We start from the raw sequence: 24,848 nt of genomic DNA, 5'->3' as shown, positions 1-24,848 counted from the left end.
TTCCGCCTAGGACTCTGCTCGTCACAACAATGAAAGGGAGGAGCATGAAGCTCATCAACACCAGTAGGGATCTGGACAAACAGCTCAAGCGGCTAATCAAGAAGTACCCGCACATGGCCATTGCAACTGCTTGGGCATCAGCCAAGACAGATGTCTTTGAGGCCTTGATCCAGCACAAAAACCGCATCGCTCAGGCCGTTATCGGCACCCACTTCTACCAAACTGACCCTGATGTCCTAGACCAATTCGTTGGCTCGAAGTCGGTCAAGTTCATGCTGCAACCTGATGGGGTGTTTCACCCTAAGGTGTACCTCTTCTGGAGCAAGGAAGCATGGGAAGTCATCGTTGGCAGTCCTAACCTGACGGTTGGGGCACTTACAAAGAACTCTGAGTTGTCTGTTCTCATCACCAGCGACGATCATCAGCCTGAGCTGAAGTCTGAAGTCGCTGATGTCATCGCTAGCTATTGGGCCGAGGCTGAAACCATCAAACGACAAGATGCCGAAAACTACCGAATCCTGTGGAAGCTCAAGACTCGTGATTTGAAGAGGGTTGCCGACATCTTCGGCGAAAAGAAGAGCAGCAAACCGGCTATCCAATCCACTGTCATGCCGATGGACTGGGCCAGCTACTTTGCCGAGGTGAAGAAGGATAAGACACACGGTTTCAAAGAGCGGCTTGCCATGCTCAAGGCTGTGCGAGAGCAGTTCGACCGGTATGAGACCTTCAACGACATCCCCTTTGATGCCCGACGTGGAATTGCAGGGTTGGATAGCGAGACGATTCCGAATTCGAAATGGTTTGGCAGCATGACGGGAGCCGGCAAGTTCTACAGTCTCATCAACAAGGGGCACGAAGCCTTCTCTCTTGCCCTTGATGAGATTCCTCGCATGGGGGAGGTTCGCAAGGAACACTACGACCGCTACATCACCGAGTATAGGAAGGCATATCCCGAAGGTCGCGATGGCCTAGCGACTGCGACACGCCTTCTATCCATGAAGCGACCTGATGTTTTCCTTTGTGTGGACTCCAAGAACTTAGACAAGCTGGCAAGGGATGTCGGCATGGTTAAGGCTGGGCTCGACTATGAACGGTACTGGGAAGAGGTTGTCCGTCGACTGATGGATGCTCCGTGGTGGCAATCGCCTGAGCCTACCCATGCGACCGAGAATGCCGTGTGGCAGGCACGAGCCGCCATGCTAGATGCCATCTTCTTCGACGTGGGCTGACTATGGGACAACCCCACCGATAGCTTTGAAGCGTTTGCTGACCCTCCGCAGACAGAACGCGAATAACCGTAAAGTGGCGGATTAGCGACATGCCCCCCGGCAGACGTGTCAGGGTCGATTTGGAGGGTCCGGGCTGCTGCCAGTTCTGTTGACTTTTAGGGCTAGTCCCCCTTGTGCATCTTTTGTAGACTAAATCAACGTTTAGATGCAAACAGCCGCAAGGCGACTATAGAGGGATGGGATCGGTGATTACTCAGATCGACATAGCCAGCTTTGGCAGCTTTCGGGGTTTGGAATGGAGGAAGACCGTCCGAGACAGTGGCAAGAACGTCAAGCCGTTCCAGCGGCTTAACATCCTCTACGCTCGGCACAGAAGGCGGTGATGCGCGCCGCCCCGGCCGTTGTCGAGCAGATGGACATGGAGCGCCCGGGGCGTAAGCGAAGCTTCAATGCAGATCGTCTCAAGGCGAAGCGCCTGGCGCTGGGGATGAGTCAGGCGCAGATGGCGCGGCTGCTTGGCATCTCCTCCCTCAGCCTGTGGAAATGGGAATCCGGTCAGGTTACCCCGCGCGCCTCGATGCTCGAGCGCTACTTTGCGGCTATGAGTATGGGCAAGCGCGAAGCTTGGAAAGTGATCGAGGCCAACTGACCTGGCGGCGCGAACTGCTCGCGCTGCATGACCTCTGCCGCTTTATTGCAAGGCGTGCATGGCACCCGCTTCAGACTGGGTGCTGCCTTTCGGCCGCGACTAGACGAATGACTGCTGCGGCCCAGTTGAGCGGACCTTTCCGTCAAAACGCTTTCGTTCAGAATGGCCGCGCTCCTTGTCCAATGGAGCGGGCACGCGGAGCTCATCGGTAGCCTAACATGCTATCCGGAGGTATCCGGTGACTGCCTGATGCTGACTACCTGTATCAGACGAATTTCCAAACTTGAATCGATCGACCCTCAATGCGTCAAACTAGCAACGACCTACCCCAGAGCCGAAACCACCGCATCCCGGCATGAACATTTCCATATGTCTTCGACGTTCTTTCACGCCATTCAGGGCCGACATCTCCGATCAAGAGGCGGTCCTCACTCAGGAGTCTGCGGCGGAAGCTGCTGTCGCATTCTCTGCACGTGGTCACTTCTATGGTTGGTACCAGAAGGAAGCCGACGCGCAGAAGGGCCAGAGCGAGGCGTTTGATTTCACCGCATCGCGGGATGGTCTGCGCAACCTGAATCTTGCACACCCGACGGGCTCGTACGTCGAGCTCGAGAGTTCGCTTCATGCCCTGCTGCGCTTCGCCCAGCATCTGAAGCCTTTGGCGGCAAATTCGGCCGTTGTATCGAAAGCAGCGAAGCTGATTGGCCGGCCAAAACGTCCCTATTGATGACATACCAACTGATCCTAGAGAGAATCTTCTCCGCTGTGCGGACGAAGAGTTCTTTGAATGACGTGCGCGCCGACGTGGTACAGCTAATGCGTACGGAAGCAGAACGGCGATCACAAGATTCTTACCCCACAGCGATTGCTCAACGGCATCCGCTCGGGTTCTTTGCGTGCAAATGGGCATTGGGCGAAGGACGCTCGCTGCGTCTTCATCTGTGGAGCAAGGCGTTCGAGTGGGCACAAGAGCCAGGGTGGGAGATTCACGACCATGTGTTTTCCTTTTCCAGCCTTCTTTTGGAGGGCTCGCTGAGGAATCGCGTGTACCGCATTGACGAGACGCCAAGTGCTAGGGGTGAATACTCGATATACGAAGTTTTCTACAACGGGTCTGAGTCTTCAATGAAATTGATCCGAGAGGGAGTAGGCCTGAAGGTTTGCGCAGACACCGAGGAGTCACCCGGAACGATCTACTCCTTGGATGCAGGCGTTTTGCATTCAAGTGAACTTGTCTCGGAGCAAGCCTTGACCGTGTTAGCCACCTTGGCTGACGACACCAGCCCAGTTGTTCCGCGCGTTGTTAGCGCGCATCGGCACCAATCGGTGGCTTTCGACAGATCGCCTCCTCCTGATTCACAGGTTGCAGATCTGCTTGCGAAGTTCGGTCAGTACTTAGAGGACACACGCTGATTTCATGCAATCAGTACCCGATCAAAATGGAAAGGTCGTTGACGGACAGGTCACATCTAGAGCACCAGATGCTCTGGACACCTCAGCGTGGAGTTAGCTCGCGAGAGGCCGATTTCTCGGTGGTAATGGACGCCTAAGCGTGAACATTGAACTTCCGCAACCGCTGCTAACTTGACTTCTGTGGGACGAGATTCTTCGGAGAGCGCGGACGGGGTACCGGCGTAACCACATTTTTTCGCCCTTTCGACACTTTCGAGTCGTTAGCTTGAAAACTATAAGCGAGTCGCTCCACCGACTCGCGCAATGCGAGAACTTCTGTCAATGTGGCGGTCAATTCGGCGGTCTTATTTACGTCCTGTGATCGCAGATCGGAAAGCCTTTGGTGTGCTACCAGCTCCGCTTCAGCCAACGCCAAGCGGGTCAGCAAGGTTTCTTCTCGCTGACGTGCCACCTCCTGCTGCTGTCGCGCACTCTTCTGAGCCGCTCCCTCCGCGTCTCTGGCGGCCTCTGCGGCTTTAAGAAGCATGTCGATCTGCCGTTCGGCTTTGGCTCGCGCAATGCGTTCTCGCTCGAGTTCCATAGCGACGCGCCGGTCTGCAGCGTCGGCCCGCTCGTTCGCCGCGGCCACCTGCTTCTTGAGATCCTCCAAATGGCCGGCAGCATTCCGGCGCTCATCGATCAACCGCTCCTTTTCAAGGGTGAGGGCAGCTCGAAGTTCCTGTAGTCGAGCTCGCTCGGCCGCCAGTTCTTCATGCGCTAGGCGAAGCAGCTGCTGCTGTTCGTTCAGCTCGTTCTGCAGCCGACCCGCTTTGGCGGTCGCTTCGAAGGCGGCCGCACCCGCGATTTCTGCACGCTCCTTCTCGGCCTCCACATTGGCCACGGCGTCCGCCAGGCCTTGGCGCAGGCGATCCTCGAAGTCCCCCCTCGTGTGCGCGAGGGCGGTCTCCCAGAAGTGCTGGGCAGCCTGCAGCACCGGTTCGGGCACGCCGGCAGGGGCCGCGAAGGAGCCAGGGTCCTGAATACGCCGCCCTAGGTGCTTGAACCACTGCTCCAGCAGCGGGCCGACGGTATTTGGCGAGCCGCTGCCAAGATGCTGGCGCACGCGCTCAATCGTGGGTTTTTCTCCCGCGAGCAGCACAGCGTCGGCCGCGGCCCAGACGTCTTCGCGCTGTACACCGCGTCGCGGGCGGATTTCGTCTTCGTTGACGCTCGAACTTTTCATTTGCACCGCCCTGCTCCAGGGTTTAAATTACCCACGATAAAAGAATGTTATCGTGACGTATTGAGTGATTTTGTATGTTCTCGTATGTAGTACATAACAAATATCTCACTATCGAGGCCTGAGCACAACATGACGCTGCCCGCCCTCCTCAAGACCCCTGCCCTGGCGCCGCACGAGCTGAGCGCTGTCGCCGAGCAGGCAGTCGCCGACCTCATGCGCGAGGGCGAGTCCGCCAACACCCAGCGCAGCTACCAGGGCGCGCTGCGTTACTGGGCTGCGTGGTATGCGATGCGCTACGGCCAACCCATGGCCTTGCCGCTGCCTGCGGCATGTGTGCTGCAGTTCATCGTCGACCACGCCCAGCGCATCGGCCCCAAGGGCTTGGTGCATGAGCTGCCGCCCGAGATCGACCAGGCACTCGTGAACGCCGGCTTCAAGGGAAAAGTCGGCCCGTTGGCCAACAACACGCTGGTGCATCGTGTGGCGGTGCTGTCAAAAGCCCACCAGGTCAAGGAACTGAAAAACCCGTGTCGCGACCCCAAGGTGCGCGAGTTGCTCTCGCGCACGCGTAAGGCCTATGCCAAGCGTGGCGAGCTACCGCAAAAGAAGGACGCGCTGACCAAGGATCCGCTGAAACTGATCCTGGCCACCTGCGACGACTCTCTGCGCGGCAAACGCGATCGCGCCCTCCTCCTCTTCGCCTGGGCCAGTGGCGGGCGGCGGCGCTCGGAGGTCGCGGCTGCCGACATGAAGTTCTTGAAGAAGCTCAGGCCGGGGGAGTTTTCTTACGAGCTCGTGCATTCCAAGACGAACCAGAGTGGCGCCGATCGACCCGAGAACCACAAGCCGGTGCTGGGGGCTGCCGGCGCGGCGCTGCAAGACTGGCTTGCTGAGAGCCAGATTCGCGAAGGCGCCCTCTTTCGCAGGGTGCTCAAGGGGAACAATCTGGGTGCAGCGCTGTCCGCCGCTTCGGTGCGCGACATCGTGAACAAGCGCTGCCGACTTGCGGGCATCGAGGGAACCTACTCCGCTCACTCATTGCGCTCGGGTTTCGTGACAGAGGCCGTCCTGCAGCAGGTATCTGCTTGGCTTGCTCCCTCGTGACCGCCGCTGACCGGTTGCAGCAGTCTAGGCGCCACCCAGTATTTGGCAGTCGGTCGACCTAGTCGTCTTCTTAACGAATGACCACAACGCGGCCCACAGCGTACGTTCAGCGGAGAAGATCGACGGGCAGCTCCCGCTGCAAACGCTTCTTTCGCTTTCGACGACCGCAGTTTCGGCGCTGTTCGTTGAGTCATTGATCCGACGAACGGCGCACCACGCGACGTTGAACACAAAGTGGCGGATTTTCAAGGGCTTAGACCACACCAAGAATTTCATGCACCGTTCTCATGTTTGCGTATGTGATATCCGCGAGCGAGGGGGGGGCTTGACGGCAGAGCCTGCCTTGAAAAAACTACTGATTCGGCGGGCCGCCAGGCCCATTTCCGTTGCTCTCCGACAGCTGCCAACCCTGCCGCGTGGCCCGCAGCTTGAACCGCAACTTCACTTGCGGAGAGCAACATGGAATCCAGCGATCTGGTTCTCAGCCCGACTCCTTCAGCGGAGCGACTCGCTTGGCTCACTCAGTGGGCACGCGACAAGGGTGCCACGCACGCAGCCTTTGACTTCACATGCGATGTCACTTCGAGTGACGCCTTGTTCATCCTCTTGGCGATGGCAGTCGACCCCGAGTCCCCATCAAACTTGCGTGCGGGCGCGCTGGCAAGAGTGTCGCGACAGTTGAGATTCCGTTTCGACGAACTGCCAGCCTCGAACGTGCTGCTGCACGACTTGCGCCTGTTGCTACCCAAGGTGCTTTCGCTGGAGGAGATGCACGGCTTTCGGTGCTGAACAGCTTGGCGCATGAGGCCTGCATGCTCACTTCGGGATCGGCCGCGCCCGACGGCTTGGCGTCATAGCGCCTTGCCACGGATTGCACCAGGGACCAGCTGGCCAGCAACTCGGCCTGGCTGTCGGCCAGCATGGCCTGTACGAGCTGGAAGTCCCCGATGCGCTGGCCGAATTGCTTGCGTTGCTGCGCGTAGGACACGCTCTCGCGCAGGATGCGGCTGGCCATGCCGCAGGCCAGTGCCGACATGTGCAGGCGGCCGCGATCGAGCACCTTCATGGCGGTCTTGAACCCCTTGCCAGGCTCACCGCCGATGATGTTGGCAGCAGGCACACGCACCTTGTCCAGGTTCACATCGCAGGTCTTGGTACCGCGTTGCCCCATCTTCTTGTCAGCCTTTCCCAGCGACAGGCCCGGCAGACCCGCCGGCACGATGAAGGCGGAGATGCCTCCGGCTCCAGGGCCCTCGGTGCGGGCCATCAGCGTGAACGCACCCGCACGCGGCGCGTTGGTGATGAAGCGCTTCGTGCCGCTGATCACATAGTCGTCGCCCTCGCGAACGCCGCGGGTCTTGAGCGAGGCGGGGTCCGAGCCTGCATCCGGCTCGGTCAGGGCGAAGGAGACGATCAGGTCGCCACTGGCGATGCGGGGCAGGTATTCGGCTTTCTGCGCATCGGTGCCGTCCATGAGGATGCCCTGTGAACCGATGCCGATGTTGGTGCCGACAACCGAGCGAAATGCGAGCGCGGTTTGGCCCAGCTCGTAGGCCACCTCGCATTCCTGCGCCATGCTCAGCCCGATGCCGCCATAGGCCTCCGGGATCGACAGCCCGAACAAGCCCAGCTCCTTCATGTCGGCCACGATCTCGGCCGGCACCTCGTCGTGCTCCTCCACGTGGTCTTCGGCGGGCATGAGCCGCTCGCGCACGAAGCGCTGAACACTGTCCTTGAGCAATTGAAAGGTTTCCTCGTCGAGCGGCATGGGCTTCTCCTGCAAAGTGGGCTGCATTGTTGAATGATCGATCAGGCTTGACAATCACAAAGGTCGTGAACACACCGTCAAATCAAATCGACGAATAAAAGCCATGGATTCCAACGCGCTGGTGCTCTTTGTGGACATCGTCGAAGCGGGCAACCTCAGCCTGGCTGCTCGCCACCTGAAGATGAGCCGCGCCAACATCAGCTACCACCTGAGTCAACTGGAACGCTCGGTCGGGCTTCAGCTGATGCGGCGCACCACTCGCCGGGTCGAACTCACGGAAGCCGGGCAACGCCTGTATCGGCATGGGCGTGTGATCCGGGATGAAGTGGCCGCCGCGCGCGAGTCGGTGGCCATGCTGGGCAAGTCGCCCCACGGACAAGTGCGGCTGAGCCTGCCCACCGGCTTCGGGCACATGGTGATGTCGGGCTGGTTGATCGAGTTCAAGCAACAGTACCCGGACATCGCGCTCGACGTTTTGTTCGACAACCGTGTCGATGACCTGCTGCGCGACGAGGTCGATGTGGCCGTGCGGGTCATGTCCGATCCGCCACAGCAAATGGTCGCCACCGAACTGGCCAGCGTGCGCTACGTCGTCTGTGCATCGGCCGATCACGCCCGTACACACCCCCTGCCATCGGCCCTGGAAGACCTTGCACGCTGCCCCCTGATCACCTCCGCCGTCGCAGGGCGGGAACTGCGCGTCTCCGCCTATCAGGGTGAGATGCGGCAGGAGCTGACGCTGCGCCCGACCCTGGCCTCGGAGAACTTCCAGTTCCTGCGCGAGGCCATCCTCGCGGGGTTGGGTACGGGGCTGGTCCCGGACTACGTGGTTGGCCCGGACGTGGCGGCCGGGCGCGTGCTCACCACACTGAACGAGTGGCGGCTCAGCATCTTCGGCACACGCATGTTCCTGCTGCGCATGCCGAACCGCTACCAGACCATGGCCACCCGCACGCTCATCGACTTCATCGTGCAGAAGGCACGCGCCTGGTCGAGGTGAATCAGAACTGTCGCAAATGCATGTGTTGCGACAGTTCTGGTCGGTCCTGCAACACATTTTCGGGTCGATCCGCGGGCTTCTCCCTCTCCTTGGCGCCTGGCACGCATTTCGCGATGCATCAGGAAAACGCCCTTGCGGCACCCGGCTCCCGCCGGGCCGCAGGCAACAGGAGACAACATGAAGGCAGATTCCATCGAGCGGGCGCTCATCGCCATGCAGGCCGGTATTCCGGTGGTGGTGGTGGACGACGAGGACCGGGAGAACGAGGGCGACCTCATCGTCGCCGCGGAGAAAGCCACCCCCGAGTCGATCGCATTCATGGTGCGCTGGACCAGTGGCGTCCTCTGTGTCGCGATCACGGAAGAACGCACCCGCGAATTGCAGCTTCCGCTGATGGTCGTCGACTCCAGCGACCCGCGCCGAACGGCCTTCACCGTGTCAGTGGACCTCAGGGAAGGCTCAACCACTGGGATCTCGGCGCAAGAGCGTGCCGCCACCATCCGAGCCCTTGCCGACCCGGCACTCGGAGCCGGCGCCTTCACACGCCCGGGCCATGTCTTTCCCTTGCGCGCCGTGGCCGGCGGTGTGCTGCATCGAGCGGGCCACACCGAGGCCTCGGTGGACCTGGCCAGACTGGCCGGTTTGCACCCCGCAGGCGTGTTAGCCGAAATCGTGAACGACGACGGGAGCATGGCCAGGCGCCCTGCGCTCAGCGCCTTCGCGCAGGCACACGGCCTCCCGCTGATCACGATCAAGGACCTGATCCAGTACCGCAAGCGCACGGAAAAGCTCGTTCAGCGCCAGTCAAGCGCCGAACTGCCCACGCGATGGGGACGCTTCCAGGTTCATGCCTACGTCGACACGCAGTCGGGCATCGAGCACGTGGCGCTGACGCTGGGCGATCTTGCGCAATCGCCTGCCCCGCTGGTTCGCGTGCACTCCGAATGCCTGACCAGCGAGGTGTTCGGCTCCCTGCGCTGCGACTGCAAGCCCCAGCTCGACCTCGCGCTCGAACGCATCGCCGCCGAGGGTGCGGGTGTGGTGATCTACCTGCGGGGGCAGGAGGGGCGCGGCATCGGCCTCACGCACAAGCTGCGCGCCTACGCATTGCAGGACCTCGGCGCCGATACCGCTGAAGCTAACCGGCAGCTGGGCCTGCCGGTGGACAGCCGCGACTACACCGTCGGCGCTCAGATCCTCGCAGACCTGGGCGTGCGTCGCTTGCGCCTGATGACCAACAACCCGCGCAAGTACACCGGCATCACCGACCACGGGCTGGCCATCGTCGAACGCGTGCCCTTGATCACGCCATCGCAACCGGACAACGCCGCCTACCTGCGGTTCAAGCGGGACCACATGGGTCACCACCTGGACCCGACAGCCCCAGACGAGGAAGCACCGCTCTCCCTGTTCTGACGCCTGCGGCCAGGCATCAGGCCCCAACACTCAGTTGATCGGTCATCGCCCGAAAGGAGCAGAACCATGTCCAGTTGTGAAGTGCTCGAACGAGTCGCGCCGGTGGAACCATGCGCCAGCGTGGAGGCCGTGTTCAAAGCGGCCATGCGCAAGGTGCCATCGGCCGTCACCATCGTCACCAGCAGGGACGATGAAGGCCAGCCTCATGGCATGGCGGCATCAGCGGTGATCTCGGTCTCGATGTCGCCGCCCACCTTGCTGGTCGCCATCAATCGCGGTGCGGGCTTGAACCCAGTCGCGAAGGCCACGAAACGCCTGTGCGTCAACTTCCTGTCGCAGGAGCAGCAACCGCTGCTGACGCCCTTCTCGCGAAGCGAGCTCAAACACCAGCGCTTTGAATCGGACGGATGGCAGAACGTTCAGGGCAATCCCGAAGGCCGCCTTCCCTGGCACGCACAAGCCAGCGCGGTCGCCTTTGCCGAAGTCGAGACCGCCATCGAACACGCCACCCACACCTTGTTTCTGGCGCGTGTGCTGGACGTCGTTCTGCCCACGGGCGACGACGCGCAACGCCTGCCAATGGTCTGGTTGGCGGGCCAATGCGTGTCCCTCTCACCAACCTGATCCATTCCCCGTCCGCGATGCCTGCATCGCTCATTTCAACGCTGCCCTCTGAAGGAGACAACCCATGAAACTCGGAATGTTTGCCATGCCCTTGCACCCTCCCGGTCGCCCGATGTGGGACACGCTGGAGGAGGACTCGGAGAAGGTCATCTACGCCGATCAACTCGGTTTCGACGAGTTCTGGGTCGGTGAACACATGTCGTGTACCACCGAACCGGTGGCATCGCCCCTGATGTTCATGGCCTCGCTGATCCGCCAGACCAAGCGCATCAAGTTCGGCACCGGCGTCATCGCGCTGCCGAATCACCACCCTGCCATCGTGGCGGCCGAGGTGGCCCAGTTCGACCACCTGAGCAAAGGCCGCCTGCTCTTCGGCATCGGCCCGGGCGGCCTTGCCAGCGACATGGAGCTGTTCCAGGTGCTGGACAACGCTTACCGCAGCGAACGGATGATGGAATCCATCGACACCATCCTGAAGCTCTGGAGCCAGGATCCACCGTACGACATTCCGGGAAAGCACTGGGCGCTGTCGCTCAAGCAGATGGTGATCGAGGAACTGGGCGTCGGCTTCATGCCCAAGCCCTACCAGAAGCCGCATCCCGAGATCACGATGACGGCCATGTCGCCCTTCTCCGACAGCGTGAAGACAGCTGCGATGCGCGGCTTCGGCCCGATGAGCGCCAACTTCTGCCCCGAGTACTCGATCAAGAGCCACTGGAAGAAGTACGTCGAAGGCTGTGAGGCGGTGGGCCGCGAGCCCACGGGCAGCGACTGGCGTGTCGCCAGGAACATCCTGATCGCCTCCAGCGACGCCGAAGCCAGGGACCGCGCCATGAATCCCGAGGGCAGCAACTACTACTACTTCGACTACCTGTGGCGCGTTCTCAAGGCCGTGGACTACACCGCCGTGATGAAGGACGACCCGAAGCAGCGCGACGACGACATCACGGTCGAGTCGCTCATCGACAGCATGGTGATCTACGGTTCGCCGGCCACCGTGGTCGAGAAGATCCTCGCCTTCCGCGAGCGCACCGGCCCCTTCCACACGCTGCTCATGGCGTCGATGGACGGCTCGGGCCCCAACAAGGCCTGGGAGTGGGAGACCATGTCGCGCCTGGCGTCCGAAGTCATGCCGTCCGTTCGCAAGGGAATTGGCCAGCGCGCCCCGCAACAGGCTACCGCACGCTCGCACGACCGGGCCGTAGCGACACAGGCCTGACGGAACGTTCGCCTCACGATGACGGGGGCTGGCAACACCGGCTCCCGTCGGCCAATGCGAGGGGGAAACCCTATGGTTCATGCATCGCCGCCATAGCAATATGGCGAGTCGAGCAGCTTGACCATGCAAGGCACTGTCATGGGCGTTCACCAGCACACGAGAACCGTCATGGATTCCCAACCGGGGGAAGCCGATCGTCTGCCCGCGGTCAATGCATCGTGGGAACGGTGCCTGAGTGTTCACCACCTCGAGCCAGACCGCGTGCCAGATCCTGATGTGCTCACACATGCAGAGTTCGGCTTTGCCTGTGCACCGACGGAAGAACTGGCAGCGATATCCCGAGGGGAAATCGACCGGCTATTCCAGCAACTGTCGGATCACGTCCACCTGCTGATGCTGGCCGACGCGACCGGCACACTGATGGTGATGCGTTGCGACCCCAGTCTGGACGCGGCCTGCGCTGCAGCGCGAATCCTGCCGGGTTCGATCTGGCGAGAAGAATCGCAAGGAACGAACGGTATCGGTCTTTGCCTTCAGGAACGAGCCCCCGTCTCCGTGGTCATGGACGATCACTTTGCAACGCGCCTGTCCAGCATCTCGTGCACTGTTGCGCCCATCTTCGGCAGAGGCGGACAACTCCAGGCCGTCCTCAATGTTTCTTCGCTGAAGCCATCGAGTCGGACCGTTCACGCGATCGCACGCGAAGTGGTTCAAAACTCGGCTCGCCGCATCGAGAACCGGGTGTTCGATATCCGCTGTGCGGGGCATATCGTGTTGCGGCTCTCGCCACACGACGATTTCTGCGACCCCGCTGGCGAGGCACGCGTCGCCTTGGACGACCATGCCAGGGTGGTGGATGCAACGCCCGCCGCCTGCCGCATTCTTGGTATCCATGACAGTCTGATTGGCCATCGGTTACCAGGCGTGGACGATCCCGAGGAACTGGGGAGATTGCTGCGCAGTCCCGTTCCGTCCATCCGGACGCGCATGGGTCGCGTTGGCATCCGTCTCGCGGACACGTCGGTGCAGTTCGGCCGGCACGACGACCGCAGCAAGCGGCACGCGACGCCCGTCCCCGTGCTGCGTAAGGGATCGGCTTCTGCCGGCAGACTGTGTGTCGAAGACTTTGCTGGCAGCGACCCGCTGGCCATCAACCGCCTGCACAAGGCGCGACGCCTTTTCGATCGTGGCGTGCCTTTGCTGTTACAGGGCGAAAGCGGTTCGGGTAAGACGATGCTGGCACGCGCTCTTCACGAGGCTGGTCCCAACGCCGCAGGTCCGTTTGTGGCCATCAATTGCGCTGCGCTGCCTGCCGAGTTGATCGAGAGTGAGCTCTTTGGCTATCGACCTGGCGCGTTCACGGGCGCTTCCAGGAGTGGCTCCCGCGGTCGTATCCTGGAGGCCGATGGCGGCACTCTGTTCCTGGACGAAATCGGGGATATGCCGCTCGATCTGCAAAGTCGCTTCCTGCAAGTATTGTCCGACCGCGAATTCGTTCCGATTGGGGCGACCCAGCCCGTGCGCGTCAACTTCAGCCTGGTGTCGGCCAGCCTGCGGGACATCCATGCCATGGTGCAGGACAAGCGCTTCCGCGACGACCTGTTTTACCGGATCCAGGGCGCCTCGCTGGCGCTGCCACCCTTGCGTGAGCGCGACGACCTCGAGGAACTCATACAACGCGTTTTCAAGCGAGTGGCCGAAGAGATCGGTGCTCAAGTTCCGCGCCTCTCCCCCGTTGCTCAGGATGCCCTGGCGAACTACCGTTGGCCCGGCAACATACGCGAACTGCAGCATGTAGCGCGCTACGTCTTGGCGATCCACGAAGGCGCATGCGTGGAGCTGGAAGACCTGCCGCCCCAGCTGCACCAGCGGGAGGGTATCGCCGAGACCCGAGATCGAACAGATGACATTGGCTTGCCGAAGGTACGAACACGCAACGCATCAACCATCCGGGATGCCCTTGTGCAGATGGAGTGGAACGTAACCCTTGCGGCCCGGTATCTGGGCATGTCGCGCGCGACCCTGCATCGACGCCTCCGAGATCTGAAGATCTCACGCTCCGATACCCGCTGAGCGAAAAAAAGTCCGGCGGGCCATGGATGCCCGCCGGACTATCGTCAAATCGTCGCGTCTGCGATCAGACCGGGTATTGCTGCTTCAGCGGCTCCAGCGTGATCCACTTGAGTTCGGTGAATTCATCGATGACGGCTCGACCATCGAAGCGTCCGTAGCCGCTGTCCTTGGTACCACCATAGGGTGCCTGCGCTTCGTTCTGCACCGTGGCCCCGTTGACGTGCACAGAGCCGGTCTCAATCTGCATCGCCACATCGAGCGCGCGCATCACGTCCTTGCCGAACACGCCTGCGGACAAGCCATAGGCGGTATCGTTAGCCACGGCAATGGCCTCCTGCGCGCCTTTCACACGCACCACGGTCGTCACCGGACCGAAGGTTTCTTCGTCGAAGATCTTCATGCCGGGCTTGACATGGTCCACGATGGTTGCTGGCATCTCTGCACCATTGGCCTTGCCTCCGCAGGCCAGCTTGGCGCCCTTGGACAGCGCGTCGTCCAGCAAGGCGTTCAGGCGCGGGCCCGATTCACGGGTCACCATGGGGCCGATGACGCACTGGCCATTCTTCATCGGATCACCCACCGACAAGGCCTTGGCGGCAGCCGCAAACTTGGAAACAAACACGTCCGCAATCGACTCGTCAACCACGATGCGCTCAGTCGACATGCAGATCTGCCCCTGGTACAGGAATGACCCGAACACAGCTGCCTTCACCGCTTCGTCGATGTCGGCGTCATCAAGAACCACCAGGGGTGACTTGCCGCCGAGCTCCAACAGGCAGCGCTTGAGCTGGGTTGCGGCTTTCTGCGCAATGATGCGGCCGACGCGGGTGGAACCCGTGAAGTTGACGCGTCGCACAGCCTTGTGCGCGATCAGCGCATCGATCACCTGGGGCGCATCGCTCGGCGCGTTGGTGAGGAAGTTCAGAACCCCGTTGGGCAGGCCCGCCTCCACCAGCGCTTCGGCAACCAGCATGTGCGTACGCGGACTGGCCTCGGAGGCACGGAACACCACGGTATTGCCACACACGATGGGATAGGCGATGGCACGTGCGGCGAGGACGACCGGCCCGTTCCAGGGCACGATGCTAAGCACAACACCCACCGGTTGGCGAACCGTCATCGATAGCGTGCCGGGTTTGTCGGTGGGGATGGTCTCGCCCTGAACCTGCGTCGCAAGCGACGCGGCTTCGCGGAACAGGTTCGCCGCCAGGAAGACGTTGAAGCCGGCCCACAGAGCGGAGGCGCCCACCTCGGCGGCCATGGCTTCGATGAAGGCGGGCGTCTTGGCCTCCAGCGCATCAGCAGCCTTCAAGAGAATGCGGCGTCGCTCCGACGGCGCCGAGTGGCGCCAGGTCTTGTAGGCGGTGGATGCGGACTCGACTGCGGAGATCGCGTCTTCCACGCTGCCGGCGGCGGCGCGCGTGACCACTTGACCGCTGGTGGGATGCACGCGCTCGAACGTAGCGCCACCTTTGGCGGAACGGGCTTCGTTGTCGATCAACAGTTGGGCTTCCATGATGGGTTCTCCAGTTGGGGTCTCAAGAAAATGGGGTCAAGGGGTGATGTTTGGGCTTCGCTCAGCTCAGGATCTCGGCCATGCGTTCGCCAATGAGTGCGCAGGAGGCCATGGTGGCCACGGCGGCGATCCGAGGCATGATCGAGCTGTCGGCGATGCGCAGGTTTTGCACGCCTTTCACGCGCAGCTGGGCATCGACCACGGCTTTGTCGTCCTTGCCCATGCGGCAGGTCCCGGCCTGGTGGAAGTACGTGGTGGCGCCGTTGCGCACGAAGTCCTCCATCTCCTTGCCACTCAGCTTCCTGCCCGGCGCAACCTCGCGTTTGACGAAGTCGCGCATGGCTGCCGAGTTGCCGATCTCGCGCGCCACCTCGATACCATGCGCCAGCGCCTTGACGTCGTCCGGGTGACTGAGAAAGCGGGCATCGACGATTGGCCGGTCCGCGGCATTCGCGGAGCGCAAGCGGACTGCCCCACGGCTCTTGGGTGCCACCAAACCGGCGCAAAGTGCCCAACTGGTGTTGGGTGGTGTGAACTGCTTGCCCACGACATCGCTTGCATAGGGCAACTCGATCTGCACCAGGTTGAGGTCTGGAGCTGCCAGCGAGGCATCGCTCTTGATGAAGCCCGACGCGTTGGCAGCGCTGTTGCGATGGGGCATGTGCTCTCTGGGTTCCCAAAGGCATCCCCCGTGCAGCAGATGATCCTGGAAGTGCTCACCCACGTCAGGCGAATGCACCACCGTCTTGATCTGGTGCTCGCGCAGGTGGGCCTCATTGCCGATACCGCTGAGCATGAGCAGTTTGGGCGTGTTGATGCCCCCCGAGCAGAGGATCACTTCGGATCCCGCCTGGATCGACCGGGTGCCTGCCGCGCCAGACAGCTGCACGCCGGTGACACGGGTTCCTGCGAACATCAGGCGATCAACGTGCGTCTTGACGAGCAGCGTGACGTTCTTCTGTGCCAGCACCGGATAGAGATAGGACCTCGCCATGCTCTGGCGCTGACCGTCTCGAATGATCTGGTTCATCAGGGCGAAGCCGCCGGCGCCCTCCTCCCGACGGCCATTGAGGTCGTCGAGCACGGGCATGCCCAGGCTGCGGCAGGCGTTGAGCATGGCCGGCGCGAGCGGGTGCGGATTGTTAGCCGGCTGGCACCACACGGGGCCACCCTTGCCGCGGTAGCGGGCATCAGGCTTGCCTTGCCAGTTCTCCATGCGGCGGTAGATGGACAGGCCGTGCTCATAGCCCCACTTGGCGTCCCCGCTTTCCGATGCCCAGTGATCGAGGTCGTTCTTGAACGGACGCGCCCAGATCGTCGCGTTGATGCTGCTGCCGCCACCCACGACCTTGCCCATGTGTTCGGGGATGGCACGCCCGTTCGTGCTGGTGGCAGGAATGGCCACGTCCTGCCAGTCGCGCTCGCTGCCCAGGTTGGTGAACCAGACACCTGGGTTGAGCACCGAGGGTGCAGTGTCCCAGTCGCCAGCCTCGACCACGAGGATCGTCGCATTGGGCTTGGCGGCGGCAAGGCGCCCTACCAGTGCGGATCCTGCGCTGCCGGTACCGACAACGATGTAGTCGTACTTGGGTTGCAGCGATTTGGCACGTTGGTTCTGGTTGGCTCGAATGGCCTCGAGCTGATCAGCCCATGCGGACAGCGAGCTTGACATCACGCCCGCTGCAACGGCAGCCTGCATGAAACCGCGGCGACTCAGTCGTCCGCCCAGATACGCGCGCTCCATCCGCTCTAGGACGTCATCGCACGCCGACGGTGGTAACGAAGGGAAAATCATGGTGGTGTCTCTCGTTGATGTTCGGTGAACGCCGTGCAGTCACCTGTTGCTGCACGGGTCGCACACTAACGAGAGACCCACCACGCGATGAACATCGGGTTTTCCCTTGAGTACCCGGCTGTTCTGGAACGGAACAGTGGAAAAGGAACCGTCCCCGACCGCGCTGATCAGCTTGCGGCCTGATCCTTTTGCCGGAGTCGGCGGTAGATGAGGCCCCGCGACACGCGAAGCTTCTTGGCGGCACGGCTGACGTTGCCCTCACACTCAAGCAAGGTTCGGCGGATCAGATCGAGATCCACCTCGCGCAGGCTTTCTGCCGCGCAGACCTTCTGCGGACGATCGATCGACTCCGCTTCGGAAGGTCGTGCCTCGGCCATGATCGGCATCGCGGGCGCCTCACTGGCTATCTCGATCGGAGGGTCGTCAAACGACACCGCGCCTTGATCGCTCGCAATGACGGATGGCACAGGAACCGCAGCAGTGCGTGTGGTCATCGCACGCACATGCCCGTCAGAGGCATGCAGCTCTGCCTTGATCCAGGTTTGAAGCCCGCTGGGCAGTTTCAAGATCTGGGCCTGATCACCCAGGCAAGCCAGCAGCTGACCCAGGCTCACACCCAGCACAGCCTCGACAGATCTTGCATCGGCATCCGGCGGCATATCGGTCATGCCGAGCAGTCTGCGGGCCACACCGTTGCTCCACGCCATCTGGCCAAGACCGTCAATCCCGATCAAGCCAACCGTGGGTGCCTCCAGCAAGGCTGGCGCCACCTGCATGCGAACGACCAGGTGATCGGTTGAACTGGCCACGAGAAGCCTGTTTTCAATCGATGCCGCAAACAGCCCTACCACGGAGGCGGCGTCGAACCCGAATTGCATGACTTCGCTCGAAAGATCGAGCACGCCGGCCAGCCGGCCATGGGTATCCCGGATCGGCGCCGCCGAGCAATGCATCACCTTCACGGATTCGAAAAAATGTTCCCCACCGATCACACTGACCGGCTGCCCGGTGCGCGTCACCACACCGGGCGCTGTCGTGCCTACGGCTTCTTCAGAGAGGTTCACTCCGATTCGGGTGGCCACCGGCATGATGTGCTCGTGCGATCTGCCTGCGCAGGTCGATCCCACGAGCACCCCGGTGGCGTCCGTCAACATGGCCGCACATGAGGTGGAGCGAAGCATGGCCTCCATTTGAGGTAGCTCGGCCTTCCAGGCCTCGATCAGCGAGCGGTTCTTCTGTAATGCGAGGTGCGCACGGCTCTTGGTGACCGGCTCGAACTCCACCCGGCCGGCGGGCCCTGCATGCAGTCGCTGACAGCGCGCCCATGACTGGAAGACGGCCTCGCTGATGGCCCCGGACGGTGTCTCTCCCTCCTCGAAGTAGCGCCGGCGCGCCAGCTCCACGCGTTCACTGTGTGACGTGTAGAAGATCGATGAAGGAGTCATGCTTCGCATGGGCGCAAACCCTGGAAAGGCCCTGCAGGTCACGCATCGATTGATGCGTGCCGGTGCCGTCCCCTATCCTGATGCGAGTTGGGTGACGCCACAACCACTCACTGGAAATAGTGCTCATCACATGCAGTGATGCTGCGCAGCAGCATCGAGCGACGCCTGGCCGCTCTCTCACGAACCAGCCGACAGGCGACCCTTCAACCGGCAACGCTCCGTCAGGTCGCGAATCGGTCTTCAGGGGAACCTATGCCGACCGTCTCACCAGTAGCAGCGAAGGTCCGATTGACTGCGGAAGAGCCATAGACCACCAGTACATAAGCCGTCTCCTCGCCCACATTGACCAGTTCATGCTCCACGCCGGCGGAAATGAAGGTCGAGTCGAAGCGTTCGCAGATCTGCTCCTGGTCTCCTAGCATGATCTTGACCTTGCCCTCCAGCACAGTGACTTGCTCTTCGGCGTTGTGCGAATGACGTGGAACCGGTACGCCCACAGGTAGCTCAGAAATTCCCGTATGCACCACCCGAGCCCCGGTCTTCTTGGTGGCGATCAGGTAGTTCACGATGCCCTTTCCGCGCGAAATGGCGGGCAACGAAGCGAAAGGCAGGAAGTGCAGGCTTTTCTGAGTCACGTTAATCTCACATGAAGAGAAACGGTTGATCACGCAAGGCGTCACGCGTATCGGCTGCGCCGACCAAAGTGAAGTGCTCGACATGAGGAGGTTCGGCGAAGTGCGCCTTCACGAGATCGCGCCACTCGTGGAACAAGGGGGACTCACGAAAACCCACTGTGTGGTCTTCAAGGGCTTCCCATTCGAGAAGAAGCACGTAGCGCTCGGGTGACTCGATGCTGTGCCGCACTTGATGCCCCCGAAAGCCCTTGGCCTTGGGAAACACGGTGGTGAGCCCGAGTTGCGCGGCATACTCGAATTCAGCCTGGTGCCCTGGCAGCACACGAATGTCAGCGACCTCAAGGATCATGGTTCGCTCCGTTTCGCCATCAATGAATGTGGCTGCCACCGTTGACGTCGATTGTGGCGCCGGTGACGTAAGCGGACAGGTCGGAGGCGAGGAATAGGCATGCACCCGCCACTTCGCGGGGTTTGGCGGCTCTGCGCAGCGGAATCGCGGATACGATGTCTTGATACTGCGCATCCGACATGCCATCGATCATGCCGGTCTCGGTCATTGACGGGCAGACCACGTTGGCACGGATACCCAGCGGGCCGAACTCACGTGCGATGGTGCGTGTCAGGCTGATGACGCCCCCCTTGGAGGCTGCGTAATGCGCCCCACCCACGAGACCGCCGCCCCGCTGGGCTGCCACCGAGGCCACGTTGACGATGGAACCCGTTCGTCGTTCGGAGAACACCTTCAGAAAGCTCTGGCACAAGTGGAAGGCGCCCTTCAGGTTCACCCCGAGCATCAGCTCCAGGTCCTTGGCGTTGATGTCTAGGAACGGCTGAGACTTGACAATGGCCGCCGTGTTGATGAGGCAGTCGACGGTCCCATGGCGAGCCAGCACATCCTGAACCAGGCGTTCGCAGTCGTCAGCATTGCCGATGTCGCATCGCATGCCATCGATCTGGATGCCCCTTTGCAGCCTGTCCTGAATGGATGTCTTGAAGCTGGCCAGCAAAACATCATTCATTGCGATGTCGACTACTACCAGCATTGCACCGTGCTCAGCGCACAGTTCGGCAGTGGCATAACCAATGCCTCGAAGCGATCCTGCCCCCACGATCACACAAACCTTGTCTTGAAGAAGCATGGAATACCTTGTCACGATTGAAAATTCGATGCTGAAGAAGCAGCGCTCGCGGTTGCATTGAGATCGATCGGCATCTCGCTCTGGATCCAGCGGATCACCGAGCCATGCCGCGGCCTCCAGCCCAGCTCCTCGCGTGCGCGTTTGGCACGCACCCGGCTGTTGCTGCCCAGGGTGTAGTAGGCCTTGGCCTCACCCCATCGGGCGGCGGCCTCCTCCGGGTCGATGGCGTCGATGCGGGAAAGGCCCAGGCGCAGGCGGATGGCCTCCCCCAGGTCCTGGAACGAAGCCTCACCGTTCTCCGCGAAATAGAAAGCGCCAGCGGGAGCCTTCTCCAAGGCCAGCAGGTACAGCGTCACGACGTCGTCGATATGGACATTCGACCAGACGTTCTGCCCCGTCCCCACGAGCTGCACGGCCCCGTGAGCCAGCGCGTTCTCGACGAGGAAGGGAATCTGGACGCTGTTCGGGTTCAATCCGTGACCCACGCCATAGATGTTGCTCGGGCAGATCACCGCCGAGCGCACGCCCCGCTGGGCGGCTGCGAGCACATGCAGGTCGAGTTCCCGCCGGGCGCGCTTCAGCGGGCTCACCACGAATGGCGTGTCCTCGTCGAACACCTGTTCGGAGCGCCTGCTTCCTCGAACGTCGTCGCCAATCACGCTGGAGCCACTGGTGTGAAGAAAGGGCTTTCCAGAGCCAATCAATCCGCCGATCAGGGCTTGCACCGCACCCGCGTGGTCGGCGCTGGCGGTGTTGATCACGCCGTCGCTGGCGCGCGCTTCGCTGGCAAGCAGCTCTGCGTCATCCAGCGTTCCAATGACCGGCGTGATGCCAAGTGCTTCCATCCGCTCTGCGGACTGCTTTGCGCGCGTGAGACCGCGTATGCGGTGACCTGCTGCAAGCAAGGCATGGGCAACGGAACCGCCGATGTAGCCACCAGCACCGGTGATGAAGATGTTCACGGAATGTGCTCCCTGCGGTTACAGCATGAAAGTGGAGAACCACGGAAAGAGCGCGATCACAACCACACCCACCAGGAGTGCCGCGATATAGGGCCAGATGGCAACCATCACCTCGTCCGGCTTGGCGTCGCCGATGCGGCAGGCGACGTAGAAGCCCACGCCGATGGGGGGCATCATCAAACCAATGTTCATGGCGCACACGATTACCATCGAGTAGTGGATTTCGTGAATGCCCAGCTTCTTGGCAATCGGGAACATGATGGGTGCCAGCAGCAACACCGCCGGCAGGCCCTCCAGCAGGCAGCCCAGCACCAGGAACACGAGAATCGTGACCCCCATGAAGGTGATCCAGCCGCCTGGAAGGGTGGTGAGGAACTGGGAGAGTTCCTGAACCACGCCGCTTTGCGTGATGGCCCAGGCCATCGCTGCCGCAGTACCCAGGATGAGCAGGATGGCGCCGCTGAGTGCGGCGGTCTCCACCAGCATTGCGTACAGGCGCTTCCAGCCAATGCCACCGTACAGCACCTGGCCGATCAGCATGGCGTACAGCACGGCGATGGTCGATACCTCGGTGGCTGTGGCCACGCCACCCCCCACGGCACTTCGGATGAGAAAAGGCAGCACCAGGGCCGGAGCAGCAATGAGTGCGAGGCGACCGATCACCTTCATGGAGGGGCGCTTCACGCTACCGGTTTCCTCCTTGCGGGCTTTCCAGCGAGCGAGGACCAGCAAGGCCAGCAGGAGCACCATCGCCACCACAAAGCCGCTTTCGAACAGGCCAGCGATGGAGACCCCGGCGACCGAGCCCAGAACGATGAGAACGATGCTGGGTGGCACGGTGTCGGCCATGGCAGCACCTGTGGCGAGCAACGCCACCATCTCGGGTCGCTTGTTGCCCCTGCGTTTCATCTCCGGAAAGAGTGCTGGCGCGACCGTCGCCATGTCGGAGACTTTCGAACCCGAGATGCCGGAGACTATGAACAGCGACCCCAGCAGCACATAGGACATGCCCGCCTTGACGTGACCGATGAGTGAGGCCAGCAGATCCACGATGGCCTTGCCCATGCCTGTCGCGTCGAGCACGCATCCAAGCAGCACAAAGATCGGAACCGACACCAGAACGATGCTGGCCATGCCCTCATCGATGCGGCCCACCATGACAACCAGCGGCACGTTGGTGGAAAAGGCAAGGAACGCCATCACCCCGCAGCCAAAGCAGAATGCGATGGGTACGCCTGCCACAAGACACAGCGCCACCAGGCCGGTCAGGAAGATCAGGATGTTGAGCAGGCCCAGCTGGGCAAACTGCGGGGCCAGCCACAGGCACACAGACACGAACGCGCTCACCCCCGCAATGGCAATGACCAGGTTGCTCTTGGTCACTGTCTTGAGGGAGTACACCGCCACGATGACCAACATCAGGATCAAGCCGGTCGCGATCGCAGCCACCCGCACACCGCCCGGAATCTCCAGGGCCGGTGATGTCATGACCCACTCCGACTCGACGTGCTCGATAGCAGGTCCGATCAATCCCACGAGAAACGCAGCGATGGCCACGATCGCGAACGCGTGCACCAGGCCGCGCATTCGCGGCGGCATGCGGTCCACGAACATGGTCAGGCGCAGGTGCTCGTTGCGGTGCATGGCCAGCACCGCACCCAGCATGGCAACCCAGATGAAGGCGTGCGACACTGCTTCATCGATCCACCCGATCGGGTGGTGAAACAGGTAGCGCATGGCGACGCCGCTGAACAGCATCAGCACGATCGCCACCATCAGTGCGGCCGAGATCGCCTCTATGGGGGCGATCCACCGGTTGAGGGTTTTGTTGATCGCGCTCTCGTCAGGCGGATCGGCTTCCAGTTGATCGGCGGTCACGGCGGTGGTCAGGCTGGCTTGTGTCATGGGCGCCCCCGCAAGGGACGTGCTCTGGGCGAACTCAGACCGAGGAGACGTGACCCTGGCCGCGTGGCGCGGGCGGGTACGCCCCCTCGTCGTTGAATTGCGTCAATGCCTTGGCGTCAGGCCAGCTTTCCGCAGTACTTCTCGAGAATGGCCCAGGCCTCCGGGCCGAACTTCTTCTGCCATTCGGCGTAGTAGCCGGACTTCTGAAGGACGTCCCGGAAGGGTTTGCCGTCGACAGTGTTGAACTGCATGCCGGCTGACTTCAGCTTGGCCTCGAGCGTGGCGTTGAGCGTCTCGTGTGCAGCGCGCTGCTTGACGGCGTGTGCATCGAAGATGCGCGTTGCCAGTGCGCGCAAATCGTCGGGCAGCGCACTCCAGTTGCGCTTGTTGCCCACCAGCGTGAAGCAATCCCAGACGTGTGAGGTGTATGAGCAGTACTTCTGCACCTCGTAGACCTTGGTCGACTCGATCGTCGGCAGGGCGTTCTCCTGACCGTCCACGACCTTGGTCTGCAAAGCGGTGTAGAGCTCACCGATCGGCACCGTGGTCGGCGAGGCGTCCAGACCCTTGAACATCGTGGTCATGATGGGGCTGGCCGGCACGCGGATCTTCATGCCAGCAAGATCCTTCGGCGTGTTGATCGGCTTGGCCGAATTCGTGATCTGCCGGAAGCCGTGGTCATACACCTTGCCCACCGGCACCAGGTTCACTTTGTCGAAGGCGGTGCGAATATGGGCGCCGAGTTCGCCATCCATCGCGCGCCAGACCGTGGCGTAGTCCGGGAACGCAAAAGCGAGCGTATTGATGGAGGTCACTGGCGCCAGGTTGCCCCAGATCGTGCCGGCCGTGCAGACGAAGTCGATGGCGCCGGATCGTACTTGCGACACGGTGTCCGTGTCGCTTCCCAGCTGGCCATTCGGATACACGTCGATCGCCAGACGGCCATTCGACTCCTTGAGGATCTCTGCGCATGCGGCCTTCAGGGCAACCGTGGTCGGGTGGCTGTCTGGAATGGAGATGGCGATCTTCATGGTGATCTTGCCGGCACCCTGTGCCAACACGGCGCCGGGCGCCAGCGAAACAGCGGCCGCCCCGGCGAACTGCTTGAGCAGGGTGCGGCGGCTGGATCCGCGCAGTGCTTGATCGGATGGAATCTGGATGGCTTGGGTCACGGTTGTCTCCTGGATCGGTTGTCGGGGTTGGGAGGGGGGATCAGAGGTTGGGCTGATGGACTTCGATCACGTTGCCATCGGGGTCCTGAAGGAACACCTGATGCCAGCCGGCAATGGCCCACTTGCCGTAGTCGGAGTAGCGAATGCCGAGTTCGTCGCACTTGCGCATGAAGCCCTTGATGTCGTCGGTGCGGAAGCAGAAGTGGCCCCGGGCCATGGGATTGACGAACTGCTTCATCTTGAAACCGGTGTTCAGATCGCGTTCGGCCCAGTGGAACTCGATTGCACCGTCGCTCAGGAAGTCGACTTTGCCGTTGTAGCCCGTGCGATCGCTGTTGGCATCGACCCGGGTGTGCTCCTCGTCCTTGATGGTGCCGAGGTCGAACAGCGTCTGATAGAACTTGGTCAAGCGCGGCAAGCTGTCGGTGCACAGGTTGAGGTGGTGGAACTTGAAATTCATGGGGTCCTTCGGCGGTGTGGTGGGTTGAAAAAGGCGCTGCAAACGAACGCAGGCCGCCAGCATAGGCGATTCATCAGTGAAAATAAAGCATCATAGGTGAAA

At 61.7% G+C, this 24,848-nt stretch carries 22 protein-coding genes; 10 read left to right on the top strand and 12 right to left on the bottom strand.

Going from position 1 to position 24,848, the window contains the following annotated elements; all coding sequences use genetic code 11:
* Positions 1 to 44: 44 nt before the first annotated feature.
* From JNX00_RS12355 to JNX00_RS12340, 4 genes are all read left to right on the top strand, one after another.
* Positions 45 to 1,229: a phospholipase D family protein gene (locus tag JNX00_RS12355; protein ID WP_204742476.1), complete on the top strand. Its 1,185-nt coding sequence runs from the start codon at positions 45 to 47 to the stop codon at positions 1,227 to 1,229.
* 382 nt (positions 1,230 to 1,611) lie between these two features.
* Positions 1,612 to 1,878 carry a helix-turn-helix transcriptional regulator gene (locus JNX00_RS12350; RefSeq protein ID WP_204742475.1) on the top strand — a complete coding sequence of 89 codons (267 nt, stop codon included), beginning with the start codon at positions 1,612 to 1,614 and terminating at the stop codon, positions 1,876 to 1,878.
* 355 nt (positions 1,879 to 2,233) lie between these two features.
* The gene (locus JNX00_RS12345) at positions 2,234 to 2,605 is read left to right on the top strand and encodes a hypothetical protein (RefSeq protein WP_204742474.1); all 372 of its coding nucleotides are present in this window, start codon (positions 2,234 to 2,236) and stop codon (positions 2,603 to 2,605) included.
* Positions 2,606 to 2,661: 56 nt separating this feature from the next.
* Positions 2,662 to 3,291 (top strand): hypothetical protein, encoded by a 630-nt coding sequence (locus tag JNX00_RS12340; RefSeq protein WP_204742473.1) that lies wholly within the window; start codon positions 2,662 to 2,664, stop codon positions 3,289 to 3,291.
* A 166-nt stretch (positions 3,292 to 3,457) separates the two neighbouring features.
* Here the strand turns inward: JNX00_RS12340 and JNX00_RS12335 are convergent, their stop codons facing one another.
* Positions 3,458 to 4,513: a DNA-binding protein gene (locus tag JNX00_RS12335; protein ID WP_204742472.1), complete on the bottom strand. Its 1,056-nt coding sequence runs from the start codon at positions 4,511 to 4,513 to the stop codon at positions 3,458 to 3,460.
* A 129-nt stretch (positions 4,514 to 4,642) separates the two neighbouring features.
* On the opposite strand from JNX00_RS12335, the gene JNX00_RS12330 reads away from it, so the two are divergent.
* Positions 4,643 to 5,617 carry a tyrosine-type recombinase/integrase gene (locus tag JNX00_RS12330; protein ID WP_204742471.1) on the top strand — a complete coding sequence of 325 codons (975 nt, stop codon included), beginning with the start codon at positions 4,643 to 4,645 and terminating at the stop codon, positions 5,615 to 5,617.
* 598 nt (positions 5,618 to 6,215) lie between these two features.
* On the opposite strand, the gene JNX00_RS12325 is transcribed toward JNX00_RS12330, so the two are convergent.
* Entirely contained in the window at positions 6,216 to 7,385 is a 1,170-nt protein-coding gene (locus JNX00_RS12325) for an acyl-CoA dehydrogenase family protein (RefSeq protein WP_204742470.1), read from the bottom strand.
* Between the two features lie 103 nt (positions 7,386 to 7,488).
* Here JNX00_RS12325 and JNX00_RS12320 point away from each other — a divergent pair, with 103 nt between their 5' ends.
* The 5 genes from JNX00_RS12320 to JNX00_RS12300 all read left to right on the top strand — a co-directional run bounded on the left by JNX00_RS12320 (position 7,489) and on the right by JNX00_RS12300 (position 13,717).
* Complete coding sequence (locus JNX00_RS12320) at positions 7,489 to 8,385, top strand: LysR family transcriptional regulator (protein WP_204742469.1); 897 nt, start codon at positions 7,489 to 7,491, stop codon at positions 8,383 to 8,385.
* A 177-nt stretch (positions 8,386 to 8,562) separates the two neighbouring features.
* Positions 8,563 to 9,801 (top strand): bifunctional 3,4-dihydroxy-2-butanone-4-phosphate synthase/GTP cyclohydrolase II, encoded by a 1,239-nt coding sequence (locus JNX00_RS12315; protein WP_204742468.1) that lies wholly within the window; start codon positions 8,563 to 8,565, stop codon positions 9,799 to 9,801.
* A 66-nt stretch (positions 9,802 to 9,867) separates the two neighbouring features.
* Positions 9,868 to 10,425: a flavin reductase family protein gene (locus JNX00_RS12310; protein WP_204742467.1), complete on the top strand. Its 558-nt coding sequence runs from the start codon at positions 9,868 to 9,870 to the stop codon at positions 10,423 to 10,425.
* A gap of 64 nt (positions 10,426 to 10,489) precedes the next feature.
* Positions 10,490 to 11,644, top strand: coding sequence for an LLM class flavin-dependent oxidoreductase (locus JNX00_RS12305; protein WP_204742466.1), 1,155 nt, complete (start codon positions 10,490 to 10,492; stop codon positions 11,642 to 11,644).
* Between the two features lie 168 nt (positions 11,645 to 11,812).
* Positions 11,813 to 13,717 (top strand): sigma-54-dependent Fis family transcriptional regulator, encoded by a 1,905-nt coding sequence (locus tag JNX00_RS12300; RefSeq protein WP_204742465.1) that lies wholly within the window; start codon positions 11,813 to 11,815, stop codon positions 13,715 to 13,717.
* Positions 13,718 to 13,781: 64 nt separating this feature from the next.
* Here the strand turns inward: JNX00_RS12300 and JNX00_RS12295 are convergent, their stop codons facing one another.
* The 10 genes from JNX00_RS12295 to JNX00_RS12250 all read right to left on the bottom strand — a co-directional run bounded on the left by JNX00_RS12295 (position 13,782) and on the right by JNX00_RS12250 (position 24,746).
* The gene (locus JNX00_RS12295) at positions 13,782 to 15,233 is read right to left on the bottom strand and encodes an aldehyde dehydrogenase (RefSeq protein ID WP_204742464.1); all 1,452 of its coding nucleotides are present in this window, start codon (positions 15,231 to 15,233) and stop codon (positions 13,782 to 13,784) included.
* 61 nt (positions 15,234 to 15,294) lie between these two features.
* Positions 15,295 to 17,028, bottom strand: coding sequence for a GMC family oxidoreductase N-terminal domain-containing protein (locus JNX00_RS12290; RefSeq protein WP_204742463.1), 1,734 nt, complete (start codon positions 17,026 to 17,028; stop codon positions 15,295 to 15,297).
* A gap of 167 nt (positions 17,029 to 17,195) precedes the next feature.
* Positions 17,196 to 18,473 (bottom strand): helix-turn-helix domain-containing protein, encoded by a 1,278-nt coding sequence (locus JNX00_RS12285; RefSeq protein ID WP_204742462.1) that lies wholly within the window; start codon positions 18,471 to 18,473, stop codon positions 17,196 to 17,198.
* A gap of 221 nt (positions 18,474 to 18,694) precedes the next feature.
* Positions 18,695 to 19,039, bottom strand: a complete 345-nt coding sequence (locus tag JNX00_RS12280; protein WP_239478134.1) for a cupin domain-containing protein — start codon at positions 19,037 to 19,039, stop codon at positions 18,695 to 18,697.
* Positions 19,040 to 19,115: 76 nt separating this feature from the next.
* Positions 19,116 to 19,457 (bottom strand): antibiotic biosynthesis monooxygenase, encoded by a 342-nt coding sequence (locus tag JNX00_RS12275; protein ID WP_204742460.1) that lies wholly within the window; start codon positions 19,455 to 19,457, stop codon positions 19,116 to 19,118.
* Between the two features lie 19 nt (positions 19,458 to 19,476).
* Positions 19,477 to 20,247 carry an SDR family NAD(P)-dependent oxidoreductase gene (locus JNX00_RS12270; protein WP_204742459.1) on the bottom strand — a complete coding sequence of 257 codons (771 nt, stop codon included), beginning with the start codon at positions 20,245 to 20,247 and terminating at the stop codon, positions 19,477 to 19,479.
* 11 nt (positions 20,248 to 20,258) lie between these two features.
* Positions 20,259 to 21,209 carry an NAD-dependent epimerase/dehydratase family protein gene (locus tag JNX00_RS12265; protein ID WP_204742458.1) on the bottom strand — a complete coding sequence of 317 codons (951 nt, stop codon included), beginning with the start codon at positions 21,207 to 21,209 and terminating at the stop codon, positions 20,259 to 20,261.
* 18 nt (positions 21,210 to 21,227) lie between these two features.
* Positions 21,228 to 23,114 carry a TRAP transporter large permease subunit gene (locus JNX00_RS12260; protein ID WP_204742457.1) on the bottom strand — a complete coding sequence of 629 codons (1,887 nt, stop codon included), beginning with the start codon at positions 23,112 to 23,114 and terminating at the stop codon, positions 21,228 to 21,230.
* Between the two features lie 116 nt (positions 23,115 to 23,230).
* Entirely contained in the window at positions 23,231 to 24,286 is a 1,056-nt protein-coding gene (locus tag JNX00_RS12255; protein WP_239478133.1) for a TRAP transporter substrate-binding protein, read from the bottom strand.
* Positions 24,287 to 24,326: 40 nt separating this feature from the next.
* Complete coding sequence (locus JNX00_RS12250) at positions 24,327 to 24,746, bottom strand: VOC family protein (RefSeq protein ID WP_204742456.1); 420 nt, start codon at positions 24,744 to 24,746, stop codon at positions 24,327 to 24,329.
* Positions 24,747 to 24,848: the final 102 nt, after the last annotated feature.

Source organism: Hydrogenophaga sp. YM1 (assembly GCF_016903055.1).
GTDB classification, from domain to species: Bacteria; Pseudomonadota; Gammaproteobacteria; order Burkholderiales; family Burkholderiaceae_C; genus Hydrogenophaga; species Hydrogenophaga borbori.
Note: the sequence above shows the minus strand (reverse complement) of the source record. Positions and strands in the feature narration are given on the sequence as shown.

Bases quoted from the DNA above. Each gene is read 5' to 3' on its own strand.
- JNX00_RS12300 (WP_204742465.1), top strand. From the start codon at position 11,813: ATGGATTCCCAACCGGGGGAAGCCGATCGTCTGCCCGCGGTCAATGCA.
- JNX00_RS12250 (WP_204742456.1), bottom strand. From the start codon at position 24,746: ATGAATTTCAAGTTCCACCACCTCAACCTGTGCACCGACAGCTTGCCG.
- JNX00_RS12350 (WP_204742475.1), top strand. From the start codon at position 1,612: ATGCGCGCCGCCCCGGCCGTTGTCGAGCAGATGGACATGGAGCGCCCG.
- JNX00_RS12275 (WP_204742460.1), bottom strand. From the start codon at position 19,457: ATGATCCTTGAGGTCGCTGACATTCGTGTGCTGCCAGGGCACCAGGCT.
- JNX00_RS12330 (WP_204742471.1), top strand. From the start codon at position 4,643: ATGACGCTGCCCGCCCTCCTCAAGACCCCTGCCCTGGCGCCGCACGAG.
- JNX00_RS12320 (WP_204742469.1), top strand. From the start codon at position 7,489: ATGGATTCCAACGCGCTGGTGCTCTTTGTGGACATCGTCGAAGCGGGC.
- JNX00_RS12335 (WP_204742472.1), bottom strand. From the start codon at position 4,513: ATGAAAAGTTCGAGCGTCAACGAAGACGAAATCCGCCCGCGACGCGGT.
- JNX00_RS12270 (WP_204742459.1), bottom strand. From the start codon at position 20,247: ATGCTTCTTCAAGACAAGGTTTGTGTGATCGTGGGGGCAGGATCGCTT.
- JNX00_RS12290 (WP_204742463.1), bottom strand. From the start codon at position 17,028: ATGATTTTCCCTTCGTTACCACCGTCGGCGTGCGATGACGTCCTAGAG.
- JNX00_RS12315 (WP_204742468.1), top strand. From the start codon at position 8,563: ATGAAGGCAGATTCCATCGAGCGGGCGCTCATCGCCATGCAGGCCGGT.
- JNX00_RS12285 (WP_204742462.1), bottom strand. From the start codon at position 18,473: ATGACTCCTTCATCGATCTTCTACACGTCACACAGTGAACGCGTGGAG.
- JNX00_RS12295 (WP_204742464.1), bottom strand. From the start codon at position 15,233: ATGGAAGCCCAACTGTTGATCGACAACGAAGCCCGTTCCGCCAAAGGT.
- JNX00_RS12260 (WP_204742457.1), bottom strand. From the start codon at position 23,114: ATGACACAAGCCAGCCTGACCACCGCCGTGACCGCCGATCAACTGGAA.
- JNX00_RS12325 (WP_204742470.1), bottom strand. From the start codon at position 7,385: ATGCCGCTCGACGAGGAAACCTTTCAATTGCTCAAGGACAGTGTTCAG.
- JNX00_RS12310 (WP_204742467.1), top strand. From the start codon at position 9,868: ATGTCCAGTTGTGAAGTGCTCGAACGAGTCGCGCCGGTGGAACCATGC.
- JNX00_RS12305 (WP_204742466.1), top strand. From the start codon at position 10,490: ATGAAACTCGGAATGTTTGCCATGCCCTTGCACCCTCCCGGTCGCCCG.
- JNX00_RS12345 (WP_204742474.1), top strand. From the start codon at position 2,234: ATGAACATTTCCATATGTCTTCGACGTTCTTTCACGCCATTCAGGGCC.
- JNX00_RS12355 (WP_204742476.1), top strand. From the start codon at position 45: ATGAAGCTCATCAACACCAGTAGGGATCTGGACAAACAGCTCAAGCGG.